This window comes from Streptomyces sp. NPDC051133, assembly GCF_040682635.1.
Lineage (GTDB): Bacteria > Actinomycetota > Actinomycetes > Streptomycetales > Streptomycetaceae > Streptomyces.
Map to the genome: position 1 here is coordinate 232,424 of NZ_JBFBBK010000005.1, position 21,736 is coordinate 254,159.

The window sequence follows — 21,736 nt, forward strand, 5'->3', positions numbered from 1 at the left end:
CGACGATGCATCGGTACAGGTCCCACACCTGCGGCCAGCTCCGCGCCTCTGACGTCGGCACCGACGTCCGGCTGAGCGGCTGGCTGCACAATCGGCGCGACCTGGGCGGCATCCTCTTCATCGATCTGCGCGACCACTACGGGATCACGCAGCTGGTCGCCCGCCCGGGCACCCCGGCCTACGAGGCCCTGGACAAGACCTCCAAGGAGTCCACGGTCCGCGTCGACGGCCGCGTTGTTTCACGTGGAACCGAGAACGTGAACTCCGACCTGCCCACCGGCGAGGTCGAGGTCGAGGTCGCCGAGGTCGAGCTGCTGGGCGCCGCCGCCCCGCTGCCCTTCACGATCAACGCCGAGGACGGGGTCAACGAGGAGCGGCGCCTGGAGTACCGCTTCCTGGACCTGCGCCGCGAGCGCATGCACCGCAACATCATGCTGCGTACGGCGGTCATCTCGGCGATCCGGCACAAGATGACGGCGCTGGGCTTCAACGAGATGGCGACCCCGATCCTGTCCGCCACCTCCCCCGAGGGCGCGCGTGACTTCGTGGTTCCCTCCCGCCTGAACCCGGGCAAGTTCTACGCCCTGCCGCAGGCCCCGCAGCAGTTCAAGCAGCTGCTGATGATCTCCGGCTTCGACCGCTACTTCCAGATCGCGCCCTGCTTCCGCGACGAGGACGCCCGGGCCGACCGCTCGCCGGGCGAGTTCTACCAGCTCGACGTCGAGATGAGCTTCGTCGAGCAGGAGGACGTCTTCCAGCCGATCGAGCAGCTGATGACCGAGCTGTTCGAGGAGTTCGGCAACGGACGCCACGTCACCTCGCCCTTCCCGCGGATCCCGTTCCGCGAGGCGATGCTGAAGTACGGTTCCGACAAGCCGGACCTGCGCGCCCAGCTGGAGCTGGTGGACATCACCGACGTCTTCGAGGGCTCGGAGTTCAAGGCCTTCGCCGGCAAGCACGTGCGCGCCCTGCCCGTGCCGGACGTGTCCGCGCAGCCGCGCAAGTTCTTCGACCAGCTCGGCGACTTCGCCGTGTCCCTGGGCGCGAAGGGCCTGGCCTGGGTCCGCGTCGGCGAGGACGGCGCGCTGTCCGGCCCGATCGCCAAGTTCCTCACCGAGCAGAACGTCGCCGAGCTGACCAAGCGCCTCTCGCTGGCCCCCGGTCACGCGATCTTCTTCGGCGCGGGCGAGTTCGACGAGGTCTCCAAGATCATGGGCGCGGTCCGCGTCGAGGCCGCCAAGCGCGCCGGCCACTTCGAGGAGAACGTCTTCCGGTTCTGCTGGATCGTCGACTTCCCGATGTACGAGAAGGACGAGGAGACCGGCGCGATCGACTTCTCGCACAACCCCTTCTCCATGCCGCAGGGCGGACTGGAGGCGCTGGAGACGCAGGACCCGCTGGACATCCTGGGCTGGCAGTACGACATCGTCTGCAACGGCGTCGAGCTGTCCTCCGGCGCGATCCGGAACCACGAGCCGGAGATCATGCTCAAGGCCTTCGAGATCGCGGGCTACGACCGTGAGACCGTCGAGGAGAAGTTCGCCGGCATGCTGCGCGCCTTCCGCTTCGGCGCCCCGCCGCACGGCGGCATCGCCCCCGGCGTGGACCGCATCGTCATGCTCCTCGCGGACGAGCCCAACATCCGCGAGACGATCGCCTTCCCGCTCAACGGCAACGCCCAGGACCTGATGATGGGCGCACCGACCGAGCTGGAGGAGTCCCGCCTGCGCGAGCTGCACCTGACCATCAGGAAGCCGCAGCCGAAGTAGTACCGGGTGTCCGTGCGCGCCGATTGTCCTGACTCGCTCTTGACGATCGGCGCGCACAGCCGTTTCCGGGCTCACCGCTGCGGGACGCGGCGGTCGACATCTGGCACTGCAACGCCGTCGGCGTCTACTCCGGATACGAGGCGTCGGGCAGCGGCGGGGCAGGCGGCGGCCCGGCCCCGACCGGCACGCCCACCGGCACACCCACGGGCGTGCCCCCTTCCGGTGGCCCCGGGGGCGGTGGTGGAACACCACGACCCGCACCACGCTCGACGAGGACACCATCCACGACGGCCCCGGCACGACGGCCCCGGTACGCCGACGGGGTGCGGCCCGCGCGGACCGCACCCCGTCTCTCGCCGGCGCGAGGCTCAGGACAGGGACTTGTATCCGCCCCAGCCCGTCGCGATCTTCGTACGGGAGCCGAAGGAGCCCCTGCCGTCACCGTTGTTGCGGTAGAGAGTGCCGCTGCTGTCGCGGGAGACGAGGTCGGCCCGGCCGTCGTCGGTGATGTCGCCGACGCCCACGACCGCGTTGTAGGAACCGCCCCAGGCCGTGAACAGCTTCACGCGGGCCGCGAAGGTGCCGTTGCCCCTGCCGTCGTACCGGTAGAGGGTGTTGGCCTTGTCCTGGGCGAGCAGGTCGCCGATGCCGTCGCCGTTCAGGTCACCGGCCCCGACGATCTTCTTGTAGCCCTTCCAGTCGTCGTACAGCTTCACCCGGGCGGACAGCCTGCCGGTGCTGGTGCCCTTGTACAGGTAGACCGCACCGGTGGAGGCGTTGCGGGTGACCAGGTCCGGCCGGCCGTCGCCGGTGACGTCACCGGGCGAGGTCAGCACGTCGTACTGCGTCCAGCCGCTGCTCGCGAGGGTCGTGTACGACGTCTTCGGAGTGACCGCGTGGCCGCAGCCCGGCTTGTACAGGCGCAACGCGCCGCTGCTCAGCCGGACGAGCACGTCGTTGCAGAGGTCGCCGCTCAGGTCGCCGAAGGGGACGGCCTTGACGCTCGTCGCCCAGCCGGTGCCGGTGGTCTTGCCGCCGAACGTGCCGGTGCCGGTGCCGGCCTGGAAGGTCAGCCCGCCGGAGGAGTTCAGGGTGAGCAGGTCACCCCGGCCGTCCGGGCCGTCGGGGCTCGTGAAGTCGTGCCGTACGGCCGCGCCCCGGGCCAGGAAACCCTTGCCGGTCGCCACGGTGACCGAGGTCCCGGTGCCGGTGCCGGTGGCCTTGAGGGTCCAGGTGAACTCCCCGTTGGGGAACCGGACTCCGGTGGACGTGGTGCCGTACCAGTTCGTCGTCACCCAGGCCGAGGACGCGCCCCCGGTGATCGTGTCGGTCACCTTGCCCGCGGCGCCGCTCTGGACGGAGGAGAACGTCACCGACCAGGACGTGACCGGGCGGGACAGCAGCCAGAAGCCCTCGAAACGCATGCCGGGGTCCACATGGCCGGAGGCCCCGGTCTCGAAGGCCGTCACGGCGGACGGTGTGACGCCGGTGGCGGCGACGTGCGTCCGCTCGTACAGGTCGGTCCAGGCGACCAGCCCCTTGTACTCGTCCACGGTCCACTTGAAGCGGCGGTCCACGGCGAGGCCGGTGCCGGCGACGTCGGTGGCGAGCACCCGGGCGGCGCCCGTGGCCGCGTCGGTCAGCACCAGGGTGCCGGCGGTGTGGTCGTGGCGGACGGTGAAGCCGTCGCCGAGCAGCACGTCGCCGCCGGTCACCGCGCGGGACGCGGCGGCCTCGGTGTCGTACACCCCGGCCGAACCGTCGGCGCACGCCCAGTACACCCAGCGGCCCGCCGCCTGCAGCTCGCTCGGCGCACAGCCGAGACCGGGCACGGTGACCGTGGCCAGGGTGCGGTCCTCGGTCAGGCTGTACGAGGTGAGCTTGCCGGTGCCCGCGGCGCTCCACAGCGTCGAGCCGTTCAGGGCGGCGGCGCGCACGGACCGTTTCAGCTTCTGTCCCTGCCCGAACTCACCGACGTACTGCGCCGGGGAGGCGCCGCCGGAGTCGTAGACCGCGTAGTCGTCGGAGACGTCGACGATCTTGCCGCCCTCGGTGCGGAACTCCAGGGGGTTGCCGGAGGAGCCGTCGTTCATCGCGACCAGCCGGTCCGCGTGACCCAGGCCGGTGCCGCCCTCGTCACCGTCGTAGAACGTGGTGAGGAAGACGTCACGCGGGCCGTCGCCGAGGTTGCCCCACAGCGCCGAGCAGTCGGCGCCCGCGTACGGGCACACCGCGTCGATCGTGTCGCCGGCCTGCGGCTCGGACGCGGTCAGCCGGCCGGCGACCGTGGCGAGCGTGCGGGTCGAGGTGGTGTCCAGGGTGCCGCTCGGGTCGTCCTCGGCGACGCGCAGGCTGCCCCGGCTGAGCGCGATGCCGGTCTTGGCGTTCTCCACGGCCGGGACCTGCGCCGCCCTGGTCACGGTCAGCGAGCCGTCGGCGGCCTGGCTCACCCGCTGGGCCCACCAGTCGGTGGCGCCGGTGCCGCCCGTGACCAGAGCGTCGTCACCGAAGGCGTGGACCGCGTACGCGCCGGCCTTGGCCAGCAGGGTGTGCGACGAGCCGTCGGCGAGGGACACGGCGGTCAGACCGGTGCCGGTTCCGCTGCCGATGCCGCCGGACAGCGGCAGCAGCAGCCAGTCGCCCAGCAGGACCGGGGCGCCTTCCAGGACTCCGCCGGGCGGCGGCAGGTCGATCACCTGCTCGGTGCCGCCCGGGTCGGTGCGCGGCTTGAGGTGCAGATCACCGGAGCCGGGCTCGTACCAGCCGATCCGGTCGTCGCTCATGACGGTGACCGGACGGGCGCCCACGGCGCCGAAGGCCTCGGTGGCGACGGCCGTGTCGACGTCGAGGTAGTACAGGTCCGTGCCCAGCCGGAACAGCGCGCCGTGCTCATCGGCGGCCGTGATCGTGCCCGAGGTGACCCGCAGGCCCGCCGGCGTGATGGCACGGGAGCGCCAGGCGCCGTCCACCCGGTCGTGCAGGGACCGCTCGGTGATCACGGTCCGGCCGGCCAGCCCCCGGTACGCCTCGTCGGAGGTGAAGGACGACGCCGTCCGGGTCGCCGGGTCCCAGAGGTCCACGGCTCCGGCCCGCGGCAGCGCGACCAGGTCGCCGTCGGTGCCGTACCAGGCTTCCCCGCAGGTCGTCGAGCCCAGACTCTCGCAGGAGCCCGCGGGCGTGTAGACGCCGTCGGCGGTCCGGACGACGACGCTCGTGCCGTCCGAGTAGTCCGTCCACAGGAGCCCCGGGATCCCGCTCTGCCGGTGCAGGAAGCCGCTCGGACCGGCGACGAGGGGCCGGTCGGTGCGCGGGCGGGTGGAGCCGGGGTCGGTCAGGGTGACCTCGGTGGTGTCGGCCACCGGGGCGGCCGGATCGGCCGAGGCACCGTCCTGCGGCAGGACTGCGACGGACACGGCCGCCGCGGCGACCGTCAACGAGGAGACGACCGCGGCCAGTCCGCGCCGTCTCGGGGCGTGTCTGCCCACGTGCGATTCCCTCCCCACGAGGGCCTGTGCCCTCGCCAAGTGAGCGGACTTTACCAGTCCTTTTCCCGCTCTTGGGATGCCGGGTTCCGCTTCATTCCTCGGCGTCCGGGGGCTCCGTGTCGGGGGAGGCACCGTCCTCCAGCAGCCGTTCGGCGATGTCGTCGGACCACCGCTGGGCCCACGCGCGCACCTCGCCGACCTCGGCTTCCGTCAGTCCGTAGCGGCGGAAGTCGGCGTCCGCGTAGAAGTCGGTGCCGGTCAGCCGGGACTGCAGGGTGGGCAGGTCGAAGGGGTCGTGGGCGTGCCGGCGGCCCAGTTCCTCCAGGTCGGGGAGGGAGAAGCGGGCCGCCGCCGCGTGGGCGTCGACCAGGTCGACGGCGGCGCCCCGGTCGTACAGGGCACGGATCTTGGTGCCGACGGCGTCCTCCAGGGAGAGCGTCGGGCCGTACTCGGTGAGGTCCGGCGGCTGCCAGAACGCCTCCTTGTGCAGCCCGATGGCGCAGCTCCCGCCGCTCGCCGGGTCCGTGACCGTCAGCCGGGCCGTGAGCGCGGTGCCGGTCCCGGCCCGGACCTGCCGGCCCCGCGCCTCCAGGGCCGTACCGACCGCGGCGGCGACGCGGTCCATGGGCTCGGCGCTCTGGGTGGCGAAGTCGAGATCGGCGTGCGGACGCGACACCAGTCCGTGCGCCTGCAGGGCGTAGCCGCCGGCGAGCACGAGCCCGTACGGGCCGCCCGTGGTGACGACCTCGGCGAGGAGCCGGCGGTGGGATTCGGGGAGGTTCACGACCTCCGTACTCTGCCAGAACCGGCCCGGCGCACCCGTGCGACCCGCGCCGGTCACCCGGAGCGGCGCCGCCACCAGCGGCGGCGCCGGGGCCGCTCGGCGGGCCCGGAATCCGCGAGGGCGCCGAGGATCCGGTCGAGCGTCACCACCGGGTGGTGGCCGAAGCCGTGATCGTCGGCGGGCAGCAGCACGCCCGCGCACAGCAGCTTGAAGGAGTCCTCGTCCTGCGGGGCGCTGTAGAAGACCGGGGCGCCCACGCAGCCCTCCGGCAGCCGCGCGCTCCAGCGGACCGAGCCGTCAGCCGCCCGGGCCAGCGAACCGACCAGGATCGCCTGGTCCCGGTCCTCGTCCTCCCCGGTCACGTCGTGGGCCAGGGCGTACGCCGTCACCGGGGTCCCGGTGATCAGGGAGAGGTCGTCCGCGCGGGCCGTCAGGCCGTCCCGGATCCCGTCGGCGGCCCACGTCCAGCCCTTGCGCGCCGCGTACGCGTGCAGCCCCGCGGTCGGCTGCACGGCCACGCCGAGCCCGTCCAGATGGGTCCAGCCCCCGGCGAAGTCGCGGATCAGCAGCTTCTGCGCGCTGGGCGCCGGATCGCACAGCTCCGGCCGGATCGTCACCTCGGCGAGTTCGACCCGGCGCGCCGGTTCGGAGGCGGTCACCAGGAGCTGGCGGACGGTGTCCGTGTCCCCGGTGGACTCCAGCAGCTCGTTGAACCAGAACATCGTGCCGTACGGGCCCCTCGCGTGCGCCCGCTGGAAGGGGAGCGTGGCCGGGCCGGCGTAGGAGAGGATCGCGTCGATGGTGGCCTGGTGCAGGTCAGGAGCTTGCGAGGACATGGAGCGGGACCTTACCGGCCGGTGCGGCGGGAGAGCAGGGGGACGGTCCCGAAATTTTTCTCCGGCACCTGTCACACGACGTCCGGCGCCGGTGTCGAAGAGGTGTCCGCAGCTCACCGAGCGCTCGATGGGAGCCTCTCATGCACACCGCCCACGTCGTCGTCACCCTCCTCGCCGCGCTGATGGCCGGGTTCTCCGGGGCCGTGCTGCTCCTGCGGGCCCAGTGGATCGTCAAGGCACTGCGGGACTACTCCGTGCCGCAGGGCTGGTGGCCCTGGCTGGGGCTGGCCAAGACCGCCGGGGCCGTGGGGCTGGTGGCCGGGCTGTTCGTGCCGGTGATCGGGGTGCTGGCCGGGATCGGGCTGGTGGCCTACTTCGCCGGCGCCGCCCTCACCGTGGCCCGCGCCCGCTGGTACTCCCACATCCCGTTCCCGCTCGTCTACGCCGCACCGGTGGTCGGCGCACTCGTCCTCGGGTTCGCGAGCTGAGCCCGCCCGTTCGGCCGCAGCCCCGGCAACGGCGAGGGGCCCGGGAAGTCTCCCGGGCCCCGGCCTCGTACATCCGATCCGTCATCCGCTACGCGGTCGGCTTCTCCTCCAGGCGCGGGAAGAGCACCGCGCCCTTGGTGACCGTGGAGCCCACCGGCAGCCTGCCCCACGCGCCCGCGTCCTGGACCCGCTGCTCGGCCAGGGAGCCGAGGCCGGCCTCCGCGCCGAGGGACTCCCACAGCTTCTGGGAGGTCTCCGGCATGACCGGGTTGAGCAGGACGGCGACCGCGCGGAGCGACTCGGCGGCCGTGTAGAGGATGGTCGCCAGGCGGGCCCGGCCCTCCTCCGACTCGTCCTTGGCCACCTTCCACGGCTCCTGCTCCGTGATGTAGCCGTTGACCTGCTTGACGAAGTCGAAGACGGCCAGGATGCCGCTCTGGAAGTCCAGCTCCTCGCCGATCTTCAGGTCGGCCGCCGCGACGGCCTTCGCGAGGCCCTCGTGGACCGCCTTCTCGGCCTCGCCGTCGGCCGTGGCCTCGGGCAGCGTGCCGCCGAAGTACTTGCCGACCATGGCGGCCACGCGCGAGGCGAGGTTGCCGTAGTCGTTCGCCAGCTCGCTCGTGTAGCGGGCGGAGAAGTCCTCCCAGGAGAAGGAGCCGTCCTGGCCGAAGGCGATGGCGCGCAGGAAGTACCAGCGGTAGGCGTCCACGCCGAAGTGCGAGGTGAGGTCCTGCGGCTTGATGCCGGTCAGGTTCGACTTCGACATCTTCTCGCCGCCGACCATCAGCCAGCCGTTCGCGGCGACCTTCCCGGGCAGCGGCAGGCCCTGGGCCATCAGCATGGCCGGCCAGATCACCGCGTGGAAGCGGAGGATGTCCTTGCCGACCAGGTGGACGTCGGCCGGGAAGGTGGTCTCGAACTTCTCCTGGTTCTCGTTGTAGCCGACCGCCGTGGCGTAGTTCAGCAGCGCGTCGACCCACACGTAGATCACGTGCTTTTCGTCCCAGGGGATCGGGATGCCCCAGTCGAACGTCGAGCGGGAGATGGAGAGGTCCTGCAGGCCCTGGCGGACGAAGTTCACGACCTCGTTGCGCGCGGACTCGGGCTGGATGAAACCGGGGTTCGCCTCGTAGTGGGCGAGGAGCTTGTCGGTGTACGCGCTCAGCTTGAAGAAGTAGTTCTCCTCGCTGAGGATCTCCACCGGCTTCTTGTGGATCGGGCACAGCTTCTGGCCCGCGAATTCACCCTCGCCGTCGAGCAGCTCGCCCGGGAGCTTGTACTCCTCGCAGCCGACGCAGTACGGGCCCTCGTAGCCGCCCTTGTAGATCTCGCCCTTGTCGTACAGGTCCTGCACGAATTCCTGGACGCGGTCGGTGTGGCGCTTCTGCGTGGTGCGGATGAAGTCGTCGTTCGCGATCTCCAGGTGCTCCCACAGAGGCTGCCAGGCCTCCGTGACGAGCTTGTCCGCCCACTGCTGGGGCGTCACCCCGTTCGCCTCGGCCGTGCGCATGATCTTCTGACCGTGCTCGTCCGTGCCGGTGAGGTACCACACCTTCTCGCCACGCTGGCGGTGCCAGCGCGTGAGGACGTCGCCTGCGACGGTCGTATAGGCGTGGCCCAGGTGAGGAGCGTCGTTGACGTAATAGATGGGCGTGGAGACGTAGAACGCCTTACCCGCCTGCTTCTCGGATCCAGTGGCCGCCATAAGTCGAAATCCTACTGGGCCCGTGGAGATCGACTCACACGCGTTTCGGGGGGTGGACGCGGTGGTCCACCCCCCGACGGCATCGGCCTTACGGGCGCCAGGCGGCGAGGACGCCCTCGTAGAGCTCGGTGTCCGTCAGCTCGCGGGGGGTGGGGCCCGCGTGGAAGAAGGACGTGTTGGCGGTCTTCAGCTTGCGGAGGTAGTCGAAGGCCTTGTTGTCGTGCTCGCCGAAGGCGACGAAGGAGAAGAAGAGGGCGGGGTGGGTGTCCGCCGCCGCGGTGAGGGCCTGGGTCGCGGGGGTCTTCGCGTCCGGGGCGCCGTCGGTCTGGAAGACCACGAGGGCGGGTGTGCCGGGGGCCGCGTTCTTCTCGTAGTGGGTGACGATCTCCTCGACGGCGGCGTGGTAGCTGGTACGGCCCATGCGGCCGAGGCCCGCGTGGACGTCGTCGATCTTCGTCTCGTGGTCCGGGGTGAGGGTGAGGTCGGTGGTGCCGTCGAGCTCGGTGGAGAAGAAGACGACGTGGACCGTGGCCTCGGGGTCCAGGTGGGCGGCGAGGGCGAGGGTCTGGTCGGCGAGGGCCTGGGCGGAGCCGTCCTTGTAGTACGGGCGCATGCTCGCGGAGCGGTCGAGCACGAGGTAGAGCTTGGCTCGGGCGCCGGTGAGGTCGGTCTTCTTGAGGGTGGTGGTGGCGGCCTTGTAGGCGGCGGTGAGGGAGGGGGTGCGGGACTTCACCCGGGTGAGGGGGGTGGCGGGCTTGGGCTTGGGGCCGGTGGTGGCGTCCGTTTCCGGCTCCGGGTCCGCGTCTGCCTGCGGCGCGCCTGCGGGGGCGGTGGTCGCCTCGGCTTCGCCTTCGGCGTCTTCGTTCCCACCCGCACGGGGTGCCTGCGGCGCGTCAGCGGGTGCGGTGGTCGCCTCGGCTTCGCCTTCGGCGTCTTCGTTCCCACCCGCACCACCCGTGCGGGATTCGTCGTCGAGTGCCGGTGGCCCCTGTGGGGTGTCCTCGCCGTCGGCGGCTTCCGGTTCGATCGCCTCTTCGGTCACCGTCACGGCGGAGTCGTGCACCTGCGCCGACACCGGCTCGGGAGCCAGCTCGGGCTCCGCCTGCGGCTCGGCTTCAGTAGTCGGCTCGGGGGATTCCTCGGCCTCGGCCTTCGTTGCCTCGGCCTCGGCCTCGGCCTCGGTCTGCTCCGCGACCGCGGGCTCGGGCTCGGCCGCAGCCTCTGCCTTCTCCGTGACGGCGGGCTTGGGCTCGGCCTCTGCCTTCTCCGCGACGGCGGGCTCGGCCTCTGCCTTCTCCGCGACCGCAGTCTCCGCCGTCTCCGCCGTCTCCGTGGTCTCCGGCTCGGTCGTCCGGTCGTCCGTCGGTTCCGCGGGATGGGGGACCTTCACGTTGTCGAAGGCCGCTGCCACCAGGTCGTGGGACTCGTGGGGCTCGTGGGTCTCGTGGGCCGAGCTGCGGGGTTCGGGGACCGTGGGTGTCGACTCGCGTGGCTCCGGGGTGGGCTCCGTGGCGGGGGCCGGTACCGCGACGGCCTCGGCGGGCTCCGCTTCCTCGCGCCGCGTCGGTTCGGCGGGCTCGGCAGGAGCGGTCGCCGGCCCCGCGGTGGCCGCCGTCGTAGACGATTGCTGCAGGTCGGAGGGGAGCGCCACACCCTCTGCTTCGGTGGCCCGTACCTTGCGTGAGCGGCCGAATGCGTTCCGCAGGAGAGTGAGAATGCCCATGTGCGCAACCCTTCGCGTGAGTTGATGCCCGTTTGAATCCCTGGCCAGGACGGACACGTAAGGTTAGCGAAGCCCTCAGTGTGGGGAAGCGATCGACCGGGCCGCGGCGACTTCCTGGCGGAGGGACTCCAGGACGCTCCCGGACGGACCGGTCAGATCGGTGCGGACCGGCGTCAGGGTCTCCGCGTTGCGCACGCCCTCCGACAGCTCCCGGAGCTGGAGGGTGATCTGGGTGATCTCCGCGGGTGACGGGGGTGCGGCGCCGTGACGGACGCGGACGCGGGCCGCCGTCGTGGCGTCCACGATGCGTTCCACGGCGACGACCAGCGGCCACCAGGCGGCGGCCCGGCGCCCGGTCGGCGGGGGCTCGGTGAGGGCCCGCTGGAACTCCGTGCGGATGACGGAGAGGTCCCGGTAGAGGCGGCGGCGCATGCGGGCGCGTGCGGCGGGGTCGGCGTCGCCGGTGGTGCCGAACGCCGTCTCCACGTAGCGCGCCGTGTCCGACACCGCGTCGGCCAGGCGGTCGCCCACGCGGGTGCGCCAGCTCTCCGGCCAGAGGAGGTAGCCCGCGATCAGGGCGATCGCGCAGCCGAGGAGCGAGTCCGCCAGCCGGGGCAGGAGCAGGGCCGTGCCCTGGTGGTTCAGGATGTGCGAGAGCAGGAGGATCACCGGGGTGATCGCCATCGTCTGGTAGCCGTAACCCCGGGGGGTGAGCGCCGGGATCAGCGGCGCCAGCAGGAACATGACCAGGACGTCCCACGGCCCCAGCGGGACCTCCGTCAGCACCACCGCCGCGATCCCCAGGCCCGCCACCGTGCCGAGGGCGCGCAGCAGGGCGCGGGAGAAGACCGAGCCGAAGTCGGGCTTCAGCACGAAGGTGATGGTCAGGGCCACCCAGTAGGAGCGGGGGACCGGGAGCAGGGAGACCAGGGTCTGGGCGATGCCGATGCAGACCGCCAGCCGCAGGCCGTAGCGCCAGGAGTTCGCCGAGAGGATGACGTTGCGGGCCGCCCGGGCGGTGCGGATGCCCAGGGCGGCGGGGCGGCCGAGGCGGTCGTCGATGCCCCGGGGGTCCACGTCAGGGGCCGAGACCACCCCGGCGGTGTGGCGCAGGGCGTGGTCCACCGCGCGGGCCGTCTCCGTGGTGGGCAGGGGGAGGGACAGGGCTATCGGTCCTGTGTAACCCGTCTCGACCGCCTGGGCCAGGTGGTGCACGGCCTCCGGGATCTGTGCGGGCAGGGGGCGGCCGGCCTGGTGGGCCGCGGGCGCCGCCTCGACCACCGGGATGATCGCGTTCAACTGGGCCAGCAGCCGGGTGAGTTCGGGGCTGCGGCCGTGGTGGCGGGCGCGCCGGGCCAGGATCAGGTCGTACGACTGGTTCAGCGACTGGGTGACGGCGCGGCGGGCCTCGTCGTACTCCTCCGTGCGGTCCGTGCCGGAGGCGGCGAGCAGGGCGGCCACCGTGCGGTAGGCGGCGGCCACCGCCGACCGTTCGGGGACGCCCGAGCGCAACGGCCAGGCCAGCAGGGCGAGGAGGAGGACCAGCAGGCCGCCGCCGGTCATCAGGACCGGCGCCAGCCACCAGGGGCGGGGCAGCGGGAGGCCCGCGCCCACCACGCAGTTCAGCAGGAGCAGCAGGCCCGAGACCGACGCCACCGCGCCGATCGTCGAGATCATCCCGGACACCAGCGCGACGCCGGTGACGGCCGCGACCGCGTACCAGCCCTGCCCGAACACCAGCGAGCCCAGCGCGACGCCGACCGCTCCGAACAGCTGGGGAACGGCGATGTTCAGGATGCGCATGCGGTAGGCGTCGGCGGTGTCGCCGATGACGCCGGACAGGGCGCCCATGGAGGCGAGCGCGCCGTACGCCGGGTAGCCGGTCGCGAAGCCGATGGCGAGGGGCAGGGACAGGGAGACGGCGGCGCGGGCGGCGGCCGCCCAGTTGACGGGCGCCTGCTGGGATCGGAGGTTCCGCACCAGCCAGTCGGGAGGGGTGAGGCCGATGGGGAACTCTCGGGACATGCGCCCATTATGGCCGGACCGCCCGGCCCCTCCTCGGCTCATTCGCGCTGGTGGAGCGTGACGTCCACGACGAGCGCCCGGTGGTCCGAGCCGGTCACGCGCAGGAAGTGGGCGCCGGTCGCGGTGAAGTCCCGGGAGAGCAGGACGTGGTCGATCTGGGCGCCGATGACGGAGGCGGTGCGGGCGGGCCAGCTGGGGGTGCGGTCGTGACCGGAGAGGCGGGCCGCGTCGGTCAGGCCGGTGTCCAGGATGCGGCGGAAGGCCGCGTGGTCCTGGGAGGCGTTGAAGTCGCCCGCGAGGACGGTCGGGGTGCCCCGGCCGGCGGCGGCGAAGGCGCGCAGCCGGCCGAGTTCGCGGCGCCACAGGTCCACCTGGCGCGGCAGCGGGGGCATGGGGTGGGCGAGCTGGAGGCGTACGGCGTGGCCGTGCACGTCGGCGACCGCGCCGGGCATGCCCATGGTGCCGTGGACGCCCGCGGCCGGTGTCAGCGGGAAGCGGCTGAGGACGAGGGAGCCGTGCGAGCCGGCCGCGCGGACCGCCTGCCGGTACGGGTAGGCGGCGTCGAAGTCGCCCTCCAGCGTGGCCTGGCACGTGTACTCGCACTCCTCCACGAAGACGACGTCCGGGCGGCGGGCGCGGATCTGCGGGACCAGGGCCGGGGTGCCGCGGCCGAACTCGACGTTCGAGGTCAGCACGCGGAACGTGGCGAGGGGCGGCCCTTCCGGCTCGTCGGTCCTGCCGTACGGGTCCAGGTGCCAGGCCAGCAGGCCGAGCACGGCGACGCCCCACACCAGCCCGGGCCACCAGCGGGCGAGCAGTGCGCACAGCAGGGCGAAGGCGGTCGGGGCGAGCAGCCAGGGCAGGAAGGCGAGGAGCTGGGGGACGGGGGTGACGCCGTCGGTGTCGGCCACGCGGCAGCCCACCACCACGCTCACACCCGCCAGCAGCAGCCCGGCACACCAGGCGCCGAGCCTGCGTCCGGGGCGTCGGTTCACGGGCCGAGCCTACGGTCGGCCGGCGCGGCCCGCCAGGAAACCAGCTGATATCGGGTGCAGCGCGGGCGAGTTGCCGGCGGTGGGGTGGCAAGCGGTCGCGGTTGTCCACAGGTTGGGGACAGCGGCCACGCTCCGGGGCTGCGCCATGCCCCCGTCTGCGCCTCGCTCCGGGCCCGCCGACGCCGTCAGACCTTGGCCCGTGTCAGACCCTGGCCCCTGTCAGACCCTGGCCCGTGTCGGTGCCTGGGCCTGTGCCGGGGTCCGGGCCGGTGCCGTGGCTCCGCGCCGGCGTCGTGCGGGACGGACCAGGCGCAGGTACCGGGTGAGCCAGGCGGTGAGGGCCACCGCGAGGCCGAGGCCCAGGAGCAGCCAGGAGACCGTGCGCAGGGTGCCGGTCAGGGCGTCGTAGACGGCGCCCGCGGCCGGGTGGGGCACGTCGGCGGGCAGGTCGGCGAGGGTGAGGCTGCGCCCGAGCGCCACGGTGAGACCCAGCAGCGCGCCGCCCAGCGCCGTGCCCAGCGCGGTCGCCGCGATGGCGCGGCGGCGGTGGACGGCCAGGGCGATCCCGGTGACGGCGAAGACGACGGCCGTCACGGGCAGCCAGAAACCGGCGACTTCGAGCACGTGGAACCCCTTTCGCAGTGCGGCCAGTTCGGCCGCCGGGAGCACGGCGACCGCCGTGTGCTCCACGGGGATGCGCTGGGCGAGCGGCATGTGGTCCTGGGCGAGCTGGCGTTTGACCTGGGCGGTGACGGGGGCGAAGTCGACGGTGACCTGCTGTTCGCGCTCGTCCTCGTCACGCAGGGCGCGCAGCACCGCGTCATGGGTGATCCGGTTGCCGGTGTTCCAGGCCAGCCGGAAGGCCCGGGTCTGGGTGAAGGAGCGCACCGCGTCGTGCACGAACGGGCGGACCGAGCCGCGCAGCGGGCGCACGTCCACCACGTGCTCGTCCACCTCGCGCAGGATGCCGTCACCGACCGTGTCCGCGACGGCCTCCCGCACGTCCGGGTCGGCGGCGAGCGGGGCCATCGCGGTGACGTACCGGCCCGTGTCGGTGAGCCCGTACGCCGCCCAGGCCGCCAGCGCACCGAACGGTACGAGGAGACAGGACAGGGCGATGAGTACGGCCGAAAGGGCGCTCCTTGGTCGTGGTGGCACCCCTCCAGGCAACGGCCGGGGGCGGTGCCGCGCGAGCGGTGCGCCCGCGTCCGGGCGACAACTACGCCCGAACGGGTGTCATTCGGTCCGCCCGCCGGGCGGAACCGCGGAAGCCGGCCTCCGGTGGAGAGTTCGCCCGAACGGGTGTTTCCTGGTGCTGGGGAGAAGTCCGGCCGCGTGTCCGGGTGGTGGGTACAGGGGAGTGCGTGGGCCCCGGCCGACCGGCCGGGGCCCACGCACACACCGCCGCCCTCGCCTCCGCCCTCGCCTTTGGCTCAGCGGACCCGGATTCCGAACGCGTCCTCACGCGTGTAGTAGCGGTAGAAGAACACGAGGAACGTCGTCGCCGCCACGACCAGGGACATCGCCACCGCCCGCCAGACCGACTCGTCGCTCTGGCTGTAGAGGAAACCGAACGCGACGCCCGCGAACCCCGACCACAGCAGCGCGTGCAGCTCCCGCGGCATCCGCGGGGCCAGCGCCAGCAGTGCCATGCTCACCACCGCGAACACCAGCGCGCTGACGAACCCGAGCAGCAGGTTCCAGCCGGTGATGGGGCCGCCCGCGCGGTTGTTGGCCGCGACCCAGTAGCCGTAGATCAGACCCAGCGCGATCGGGACGGCGATCCGGGCGATCGCATGGGTGCGCGCGTCGAAGACGTCCGGCGTGCGGCGGGGCGCGGCCCGCCCCTCCACCTCGGGTGTCCGGCCGGGCCGGGGCATCCTGCCGGGCGCGGGTGCCGCATGAGCCATGAGAGCACTCCTCTCTCCTCGCCCCGCTCTCCAGCCCACACCTGGGGCCAGGGCCTGGCAAGTCGGCCAGGAGAGTGACGAGTGCCCGGATGCGGCCGTTTCCCTCCCGTGTTTGGCTGGGGAGCATGGAGGGCTGCCCGCCGTGACCGAGATGGAGTACGGGCGGCGGCGGCGCCGGATGCTGCGCGTCCGCGGGCGGAGCATCGCCTGGGTCCCGCCCCTGCTGCTGCTCGCCGGCATCGTGCTGCTGGACTACAACACCACCGAGCGGTTCCGGATCATCTCCTGGATCGTGCTGGTGCCCGGGATCGCCGCCGCGATCTGCGGGGTGTGGACGACGGTCGCCCTCACCTTGCTGTCGGTGGTGACGTACGTCGTCGCGGACAGCACGTGGCCGGACCAGTACCAGGCCGGGCTCGGCGATTTCGTGCTGGTCGCCCTGGGCGGGCTGCTGGCCGTGCTGGCCGCGGCGGTGCGGGTGCGCCGGGAGCGGGAGACCCTGCACATCCAGGACATCGCCGAGACCACCCGGCGTACCGTGCTGCGCCCGCTGCCGCCGCGCTGGGCGGGGCTGGAGCACGCCGGGGTGTATCTGGCGGCCGACGTCGACGCCCGCGTCGGCGGCGACTTCTACGACATCCAGCCCAGTCCGCACGGCACCCGTGTCCTCGTCGGCGACGTGCAGGGCAAGGGCCTCGGCGCGGTGGAGGCCGCCGCCGCGCTGCTCGGCACGTTCCGGGAGGCGGGCTACCACGAGGGGGACCTCGCGACCGTCGCCGAACGGCTGGAGATCCGGATGCGCCGGCACCGCGTCCACCTCGGCGCGACCGGCCGCGAGGACGGAGACCGCTTCGCGACCGCGCTCCTGATCGGCTTCCATCGGGAGGGCGCGGACGAGGACACGGTCGAACTGGTCAACTTCGGCCACGAGCCCCCGCTCGCCGTGGGCCCGCGCGGGGTGCGGGAGCTGCCCAGCGGCGACGGGCTCCCGCTCGGCCTGTGCGACCTCGCGGGCGCCCTGCCGCCCGTGCGCAGGGTGCCGCTGGCCGCCGAGGAGACGTTGCTGCTGGTCACCGACGGGGTGACCGAGGCCCGCGACCAGTCCGGCTGTTTCTACCCGCTGGCCCGCGAGGTGGCCCGCGCGGTCATCGCCGACCCGCGCCGCAGCGAGCCGCGGCGCCTGGTGAGCCTGGTCCGCGACGGCGTGCTGCGGCACAGCAGGGGCCGGCTGGACGACGACACCACGGTCTTCGCCGTGCGGCGGACGACGGACGGGGCGGCCGGGGAAGGAGAGGCCGGGGAGGGGGAGGCCGGGGACGGGGCGGCCGGGGGACGGCGTGGACGGGGAGGGGGAGGGCGGGGAGGGCGAAGGCCCTGAACCGGGACAAGGTGCCGAACGAGGGCGTTTGCGGTCCTGAGGCGCCGGTTTGCAGCCGCAGCGGTTACGGTGCTGGCTGGAGAGCGGACCTGGAGGCCCCGAGGTCCGCAGGGGGGAGGGACGATGCCCGGAACCGTGCTGCTGCTCGCGGCCTCGCCGCTGGGCCGGGGGCGCCTGGTGGACGCGGCCGGGGTGCTGTCGGTGCTGGCCGCCGTCGCCCCCTCCGTGCTGTCCGGCACCGAGACGGCGAACGTGGTCGAGCTCGCCGATCCGCTGGAGCCGCAGGCCGTCCTCACCCGGCTGCGCGCCGCGGCCGCCGCACCCGGACCGCTCACCGTGTACATCACCGGCCAGCTGCACCTGGACCGCCGCCAGCGGCTGCCGCATCTGGCGCTGGCCCGCACCACGCCGGCGACCGTCCGCTACACCGCGCTGCCGTGGCACTGGATCCGTGAGGAGCTGCGGTTGCGCTCCGCCGCGGACACGGCGCTCGTCGTCGACCTGCACGCGGACGCGGAGGCCTGGCGGTACGTCGCCGAGCGCGGACTGGACTGCGGGCGTACCAGCACCGTCCACGGCCGCGTCGCGCCGCCGCCCGGTCGGCGGGGCGTGGCCGAGCCGGTGTACATGAAGGCCGTGGCGACGCTGCTGCGGAGCGGGCACCGGCCGCCGCTCGTGCAGTTGCACGAGCAGGCGTGGGCGCGGATCGCCGAGGCCGGCGGGGGCCGGGACCTGGTGCTGTCCGTTCCCGGAGGATTCGCCCCCGGCCTCCCCTACGCCCACCCGCCCGCCGCCGCGCAGGACCCCCACACCGCCATCAGCACCGCCGTGCAGGCCGGCCGGCACCTTGACGCCGACGTCCTCGCCGCCCGGCACGAGCAGCTCGCCGTCGGCTCTCACGGACCCGCCTCCGAGGAAGCCCTGCACTGGGCCGAGGTCCGGGCGGACCTCGCGATGTTCGCGGGGGACCCGGTGCGCAGCTGCCGGGCCTGGCTGGGGGTGGCCGGGGTGCGGCTGGCCGCCGGGCAGGCCGTGGACGCGCCCGCCGTGGAGGCGGCCGTGGACCGTGCGCACCACCAGTGGACCCGTATCAAGGACACGGCGCGGGCCCGTGAACTCGGGCCCGCGCTCGCGGAGTTGCGGCTCAGGGTGCCGGGCCGGCGGAGCGGCGCGCTGGAGAGCGTCCAGCGGCAGCTGGGCCGGCTCCAGGCCGCCCGGTGAGCCTTACTTGGTGAAGGTGAAGTACTTCCAGGCGCCGTGCGTCGTGGAGTTCACCGTGTCACCGGAGGAGCCGTTGATGTACGACGAGCGGACCCGGAAACGCCAGCCGACGTCCTCGCCGTGGTCGCCGGTGATGCGCACCTGGGAGACGCCGTTGCCGCCCAGCTTGAAGTAGGCCGGGTCGCCCGGGTACCAGCGGCCCTGGGCGTACACCTCGAACTCGAACTTCTGCGCCCGGCCCGGGAAGTACGACATCGTCGTCGTGATCAGCGGGTCCTTGGTCTTGTGGAAGAAGTAGTACGTGTGGCCCCACGCGGACGTCGACTTGTAGTGGTTGCCCACCGACGTGGAGATGCTGACCCGGGCTCCGGCCGTGCTGGACGCGGAGGCGGACGTGTACCGGGAGTCGCCCGCGAACTTCGCGGTGACCTTGGTGTCCCGCTTCATGTCCAGGGTGACCGACAGGTTGCCGTGGGAGTCGACCTTGCCGGACTTCACCAGCTTGTTCGGCTTGTCGTAGCCGAACGGGTCGGCCCAGATCTCCACCGTGCGGTTCTTGTACGTCGTGCCCAGGTGGGCGGTGAACTTGACGTCCTGGCCGTACGAGTAGACCTTGCCGTTGTTGTCGACGGTCAGCGTCGGCTTGGCGCGCGAGACGGTCACCGAGTCGGAGCCTGAGGACGCCGCGTGGTCGGCGTCGCCCGCGTAGGCCACCTTGTACGTCACCTTGCCGCCGGCCGGCGGGGTGTCGGTGAAGGAGAAGGTGCCGTCGGCCTTGGTGGACACCGCGGGCAGGGCCCTGCCCTTGGGCGAGTCCAGGTCGGTGCGGGTGACGGTCAGCTTGGTGCCGGCGGGCAGCGGCAGCGTGGAGGCGGTCTTGCCCTTGACGGTGAGCTGCTTGGCGCGGGTGGCGGTGGCCGGGGCGTCGACCGTGATGGTGGTGGCGGCCTTGGCCGGCGATTCGAGCACCCGCAGCGAGTACACGTCCCCGTCGTTGTGGGTCACCGCGAACAGGCGGGAGCCGTCCGGCGCCCACGCCAGGCCGGCGGTGGCCAGGGTGTCGGCGCCACTGCTGTGCCCGGTGTTGGGGAAGTCGTAGGTCCGCACCGCCTCGCTGCTGCCCGGTCGGAAGACGAAGACGTCCGGGTCGTACCAGGCGAAGGTGCCGCCCGCGACCGTGCCGTCCGGGGCGATCGCGACCGCGTTCGGGTAGGCGTCGGACACGTACTTGCCGTCCTCGTCGAGGTCGGCGGTCTTGAAGACCTGGTGGTAATACGGTGCACCACTGGCCACCACGACGTCCTTGCCGTCGGGAGTGACCTGGAGGTCGCCGAGGTTGTCGCCGGCCTCCCGGGTGGAGGCCAGCTTGGCCGGGGTGCCGGAGGAGACGTCGTAGGACGCGATCTCGGCCGGGCTCTGTCCGGCAGCGCCCGCGACCAGGGTGTTCGAGCCGGGCGCGGCGTCCAGCAGGGGCGCCGAGTACCAGGTGCCGCCGTCGACCTGCCCGAGGGTGACCTCGTGCTGGTCGCTCGTGAGGTCCACCGACCCGATGTTGCCGCCGGTGTCGCCGCCGTAGCCGAACCACAGCCGGCCACCGGCCAGGGCGACGCTGCCGGGCTTGTCACCGACCGCGTACCGGGCGGTCTCGGCGTCGGTGGCGGTGTCGATGACCGCGATGGCGTCGAGGTCCCGGACGGCCGCGTAGAGCGTGCCGGAGTCGGCGGACAGCTCCAGGCCGTCGACCCCGGACAGGTTGGTGCTGAGCTGCTTGACGACGTCGCCCGCGTAGTCGGTGACCACGATCTTGCCGTTGCTCGGGTCGCTGATGAACACCTGCCGGTGCACGCCGTCCACCACGATGTGGCCGACCTGCTTGACCGGCAGGGCGGCGCTGGAGTCGGCGGACGCCGGGGTGGCGGCGAGGACCGCCGAGCTGAAGAGGACCGCCAGGGTGGTGGCGGCCGTGAGAGAGCGCTTGCGCACGCTGATTCGAACCCCCCGGATCGAATGAAGAGTTGGGATCGCCACGCGGGCACGACTGCGCGGCCCCTTGTGAACCGGGTGTGCGCCGTGTGTGGCGAGTGAGCGAAGACTAGGTCATGCCACCGACAACAACGCCAGCGCCCCGGACACCAGCGTGCGGACACCGGGGGCGATCACGGACAGGTCGGGCGCGAAGTGCGGGCTGTGGTTGCTCGGCACGGCCGCGAACTTCTCCGGCAGGGTGTCGCCGGGGGCCCGGTCCCACACCTCGGCGGGGGTCGTGGTGACGAACCAGTACGAGTACGGGATGGCGTTCTCCAGCGCGAGTTGCGGGAAGTCCTCGCTGCCCATCGCCGGGCCCGGGTCGAAGACCGTGCCCGCGCCGAAGACCTCCTGGTGCACGGCGGCCACCGTCCTGTCGGTGTCGGCGTCGTTGACGGTCACCGGGAAGGTGTTGCCGATGGTGATCTCCGGCTCGCGCGGGCAGCCGGCGGCCAGGCACTCGCCCCGCGCGATGCGCCGGATCGCGTCCAGCATCCGCTGCCGTACGGCCTCGGACTGGCTGCGCAGGTTCAGCGAGATCCGCGCCTCGGACGGGATGATGTTGTGCCGGGTGCCGGCCTCGATCCGGCCGACGGTGAGGACGGCGGACTCGCCGGCCGCGATCTCCCGCGAGACCACGGTCTGCAGCCGGGTGACGAGATAGGCGGCGGTGACGACGGGATCCACGGTCGACTCCGGCCGCGAACCGTGTCCGCCCCGGCCGTGCACCACGATGTCGACGTCCGTCGCGGCGGACATGATCAGCCCCGGTGAGTGCGGGTACAGCCCCGCCGGGCCGGGCGCGGCATGCTGCCCGAGCAGGACGTCGGGCCGCCCGAACCGGTCGTACAGCCCGTCGGCGAGCATCCGGCTCGCCCCCTGCCCGCTCTCCTCGGCGGGCTGTCCGACGACCAGCAGGGTGCCCCGCCAGGTGTCCCGCCCGGCCGCGAGCGCCGTGGCGGCCCCGGCCAGCCAGGTGACGTGCAGGTCGTGCCCGCACGCGTGCATCACGCCGTCCGCGGTGGAGGCGTACGGCAGCCCGGTCTCCTCCCGCACCGGCAGCGCGTCCATGTCGGCGCGGAGCAGGACGGTGGGCCCGTCGCCGTTGGCCAGCCGCCCCACGACCCCGGTGCCGCCGACACCCTCGGTGGTCTCGAACCCGGCTTTCGCCAGCCGCTCGGCGAGTTTCCCGGCGGTGCGGTGCTCGCGCAGGGACAGCTCGGGGTGGCGGTGCAGGTCCCGGTAGAGGTCCTCCAGCGCCGGGACGGGCAGCTCGGCGGTCAGGTCCAGGGCGGTGCGGGCGGCGGCAGAGGGGGTCATGGCCCGTCAGCGTAGGCCTCCGGCGGTTTCGCCGACAGGCCCACCTGGGCGGAGTCGGCTGGCTACTCTCGG

The 21,736-nt window shown here is 72.8% G+C and carries 15 protein-coding genes and 1 pseudogene; 5 read left to right on the forward strand and 11 right to left on the reverse strand.

The annotated features are described in order from the left end of the window. The first annotated feature begins 5 nt into the window (after window positions 1-5). Window positions 6-1,769, forward strand: coding sequence for an aspartate--tRNA ligase (gene aspS, locus AB0N17_RS08660; protein ID WP_366010419.1), 1,764 nt, complete (start codon window positions 6-8; stop codon window positions 1,767-1,769). 74 nt (window positions 1,770-1,843) lie between these two features. Beyond that, a pseudogene (locus tag AB0N17_RS08665) lies at window positions 1,844-2,014 on the forward strand (dioxygenase); the annotation flags it as partial. Between the two features lie 123 nt (window positions 2,015-2,137). Here the strand turns inward: AB0N17_RS08665 and AB0N17_RS08670 are convergent. The 3 genes from AB0N17_RS08670 to AB0N17_RS08680 all read right to left on the reverse strand — a co-directional run bounded on the left by AB0N17_RS08670 (window position 2,138) and on the right by AB0N17_RS08680 (window position 6,874). After that, the gene (locus tag AB0N17_RS08670; protein ID WP_366010420.1) at window positions 2,138-5,254 is read right to left on the reverse strand and encodes a VCBS repeat-containing protein; all 3,117 of its coding nucleotides are present in this window, start codon (window positions 5,252-5,254) and stop codon (window positions 2,138-2,140) included. A gap of 91 nt (window positions 5,255-5,345) precedes the next feature. Further along, complete coding sequence (locus tag AB0N17_RS08675; RefSeq protein WP_366010422.1) at window positions 5,346-6,038, reverse strand: nucleotidyl transferase AbiEii/AbiGii toxin family protein; 693 nt, start codon at window positions 6,036-6,038, stop codon at window positions 5,346-5,348. A gap of 53 nt (window positions 6,039-6,091) precedes the next feature. Then, on the reverse strand, window positions 6,092-6,874 hold the full coding sequence (locus AB0N17_RS08680) for a hypothetical protein (RefSeq protein ID WP_366010423.1): 783 nt from the start codon (window positions 6,872-6,874) through the stop codon (window positions 6,092-6,094). A 140-nt stretch (window positions 6,875-7,014) separates the two neighbouring features. On the opposite strand from AB0N17_RS08680, the gene AB0N17_RS08685 reads away from it, so the two are divergent. Continuing rightward, on the forward strand, window positions 7,015-7,362 hold the full coding sequence (locus AB0N17_RS08685) for a DoxX family protein (protein ID WP_366010424.1): 348 nt from the start codon (window positions 7,015-7,017) through the stop codon (window positions 7,360-7,362). A gap of 88 nt (window positions 7,363-7,450) precedes the next feature. Here the strand turns inward: AB0N17_RS08685 and metG are convergent, their stop codons facing one another. The 6 genes from metG to AB0N17_RS08715 form a co-directional block, all read right to left on the reverse strand. After that, the gene (metG, locus tag AB0N17_RS08690) at window positions 7,451-9,067 is read right to left on the reverse strand and encodes a methionine--tRNA ligase (RefSeq protein WP_366010425.1); all 1,617 of its coding nucleotides are present in this window, start codon (window positions 9,065-9,067) and stop codon (window positions 7,451-7,453) included. An 88-nt stretch (window positions 9,068-9,155) separates the two neighbouring features. After that, on the reverse strand, window positions 9,156-10,790 hold the full coding sequence (locus AB0N17_RS08695; protein WP_366010426.1) for a VWA domain-containing protein: 1,635 nt from the start codon (window positions 10,788-10,790) through the stop codon (window positions 9,156-9,158). 75 nt (window positions 10,791-10,865) lie between these two features. Next, the gene (locus AB0N17_RS08700; RefSeq protein ID WP_366010427.1) at window positions 10,866-12,815 is read right to left on the reverse strand and encodes an FUSC family protein; all 1,950 of its coding nucleotides are present in this window, start codon (window positions 12,813-12,815) and stop codon (window positions 10,866-10,868) included. Window positions 12,816-12,853: 38 nt separating this feature from the next. Beyond that, the gene (locus tag AB0N17_RS08705; RefSeq protein WP_366010428.1) at window positions 12,854-13,810 is read right to left on the reverse strand and encodes an endonuclease/exonuclease/phosphatase family protein; all 957 of its coding nucleotides are present in this window, start codon (window positions 13,808-13,810) and stop codon (window positions 12,854-12,856) included. 219 nt (window positions 13,811-14,029) lie between these two features. After that, window positions 14,030-14,968, reverse strand: coding sequence for a hypothetical protein (locus tag AB0N17_RS08710; protein WP_366010429.1), 939 nt, complete (start codon window positions 14,966-14,968; stop codon window positions 14,030-14,032). Between the two features lie 275 nt (window positions 14,969-15,243). Further along, window positions 15,244-15,720 (reverse strand): hypothetical protein, encoded by a 477-nt coding sequence (locus tag AB0N17_RS08715; protein ID WP_366010430.1) that lies wholly within the window; start codon window positions 15,718-15,720, stop codon window positions 15,244-15,246. Between the two features lie 151 nt (window positions 15,721-15,871). Here AB0N17_RS08715 and AB0N17_RS08720 point away from each other — a divergent pair, with 151 nt between their 5' ends. Beyond that, window positions 15,872-17,098: a PP2C family protein-serine/threonine phosphatase gene (locus AB0N17_RS08720; RefSeq protein ID WP_366010503.1), complete on the forward strand. Its 1,227-nt coding sequence runs from the start codon at window positions 15,872-15,874 to the stop codon at window positions 17,096-17,098. Window positions 17,099-17,221: 123 nt separating this feature from the next. After that, window positions 17,222-18,319: a hypothetical protein gene (locus tag AB0N17_RS08725; protein WP_366010431.1), complete on the forward strand. Its 1,098-nt coding sequence runs from the start codon at window positions 17,222-17,224 to the stop codon at window positions 18,317-18,319. A gap of 3 nt (window positions 18,320-18,322) precedes the next feature. On the opposite strand, the gene AB0N17_RS08730 is transcribed toward AB0N17_RS08725, so the two are convergent. Continuing rightward, window positions 18,323-20,302, reverse strand: coding sequence for an Ig-like domain repeat protein (locus AB0N17_RS08730; protein ID WP_366010432.1), 1,980 nt, complete (start codon window positions 20,300-20,302; stop codon window positions 18,323-18,325). 114 nt (window positions 20,303-20,416) lie between these two features. After that, the gene (locus tag AB0N17_RS08735) at window positions 20,417-21,664 is read right to left on the reverse strand and encodes an amidohydrolase (RefSeq protein ID WP_366010433.1); all 1,248 of its coding nucleotides are present in this window, start codon (window positions 21,662-21,664) and stop codon (window positions 20,417-20,419) included. Window positions 21,665-21,736 lie beyond the last annotated feature (72 nt).

Excerpts from the sequence above, each read along its gene's own strand:
- aspS (WP_366010419.1), top strand. The coding sequence starts at position 6 with ATGCATCGGTACAGGTCCCACACCTGCGGCCAGCTCCGCGCCTCTGAC.
- AB0N17_RS08680 (WP_366010423.1), bottom strand. The coding sequence starts at position 6,874 with ATGTCCTCGCAAGCTCCTGACCTGCACCAGGCCACCATCGACGCGATC.
- AB0N17_RS08685 (WP_366010424.1), top strand. The coding sequence starts at position 7,015 with ATGCACACCGCCCACGTCGTCGTCACCCTCCTCGCCGCGCTGATGGCC.
- metG (WP_366010425.1), bottom strand. The coding sequence starts at position 9,067 with ATGGCGGCCACTGGATCCGAGAAGCAGGCGGGTAAGGCGTTCTACGTC.
- AB0N17_RS08695 (WP_366010426.1), bottom strand. The coding sequence starts at position 10,790 with ATGGGCATTCTCACTCTCCTGCGGAACGCATTCGGCCGCTCACGCAAG.
- AB0N17_RS08700 (WP_366010427.1), bottom strand. The coding sequence starts at position 12,815 with ATGTCCCGAGAGTTCCCCATCGGCCTCACCCCTCCCGACTGGCTGGTG.
- AB0N17_RS08715 (WP_366010430.1), bottom strand. The coding sequence starts at position 15,720 with ATGGCTCATGCGGCACCCGCGCCCGGCAGGATGCCCCGGCCCGGCCGG.
- AB0N17_RS08720 (WP_366010503.1), top strand. The coding sequence starts at position 15,872 with ATGGAGTACGGGCGGCGGCGGCGCCGGATGCTGCGCGTCCGCGGGCGG.
- AB0N17_RS08725 (WP_366010431.1), top strand. The coding sequence starts at position 17,222 with ATGCCCGGAACCGTGCTGCTGCTCGCGGCCTCGCCGCTGGGCCGGGGG.
- AB0N17_RS08735 (WP_366010433.1), bottom strand. The coding sequence starts at position 21,664 with ATGACCCCCTCTGCCGCCGCCCGCACCGCCCTGGACCTGACCGCCGAG.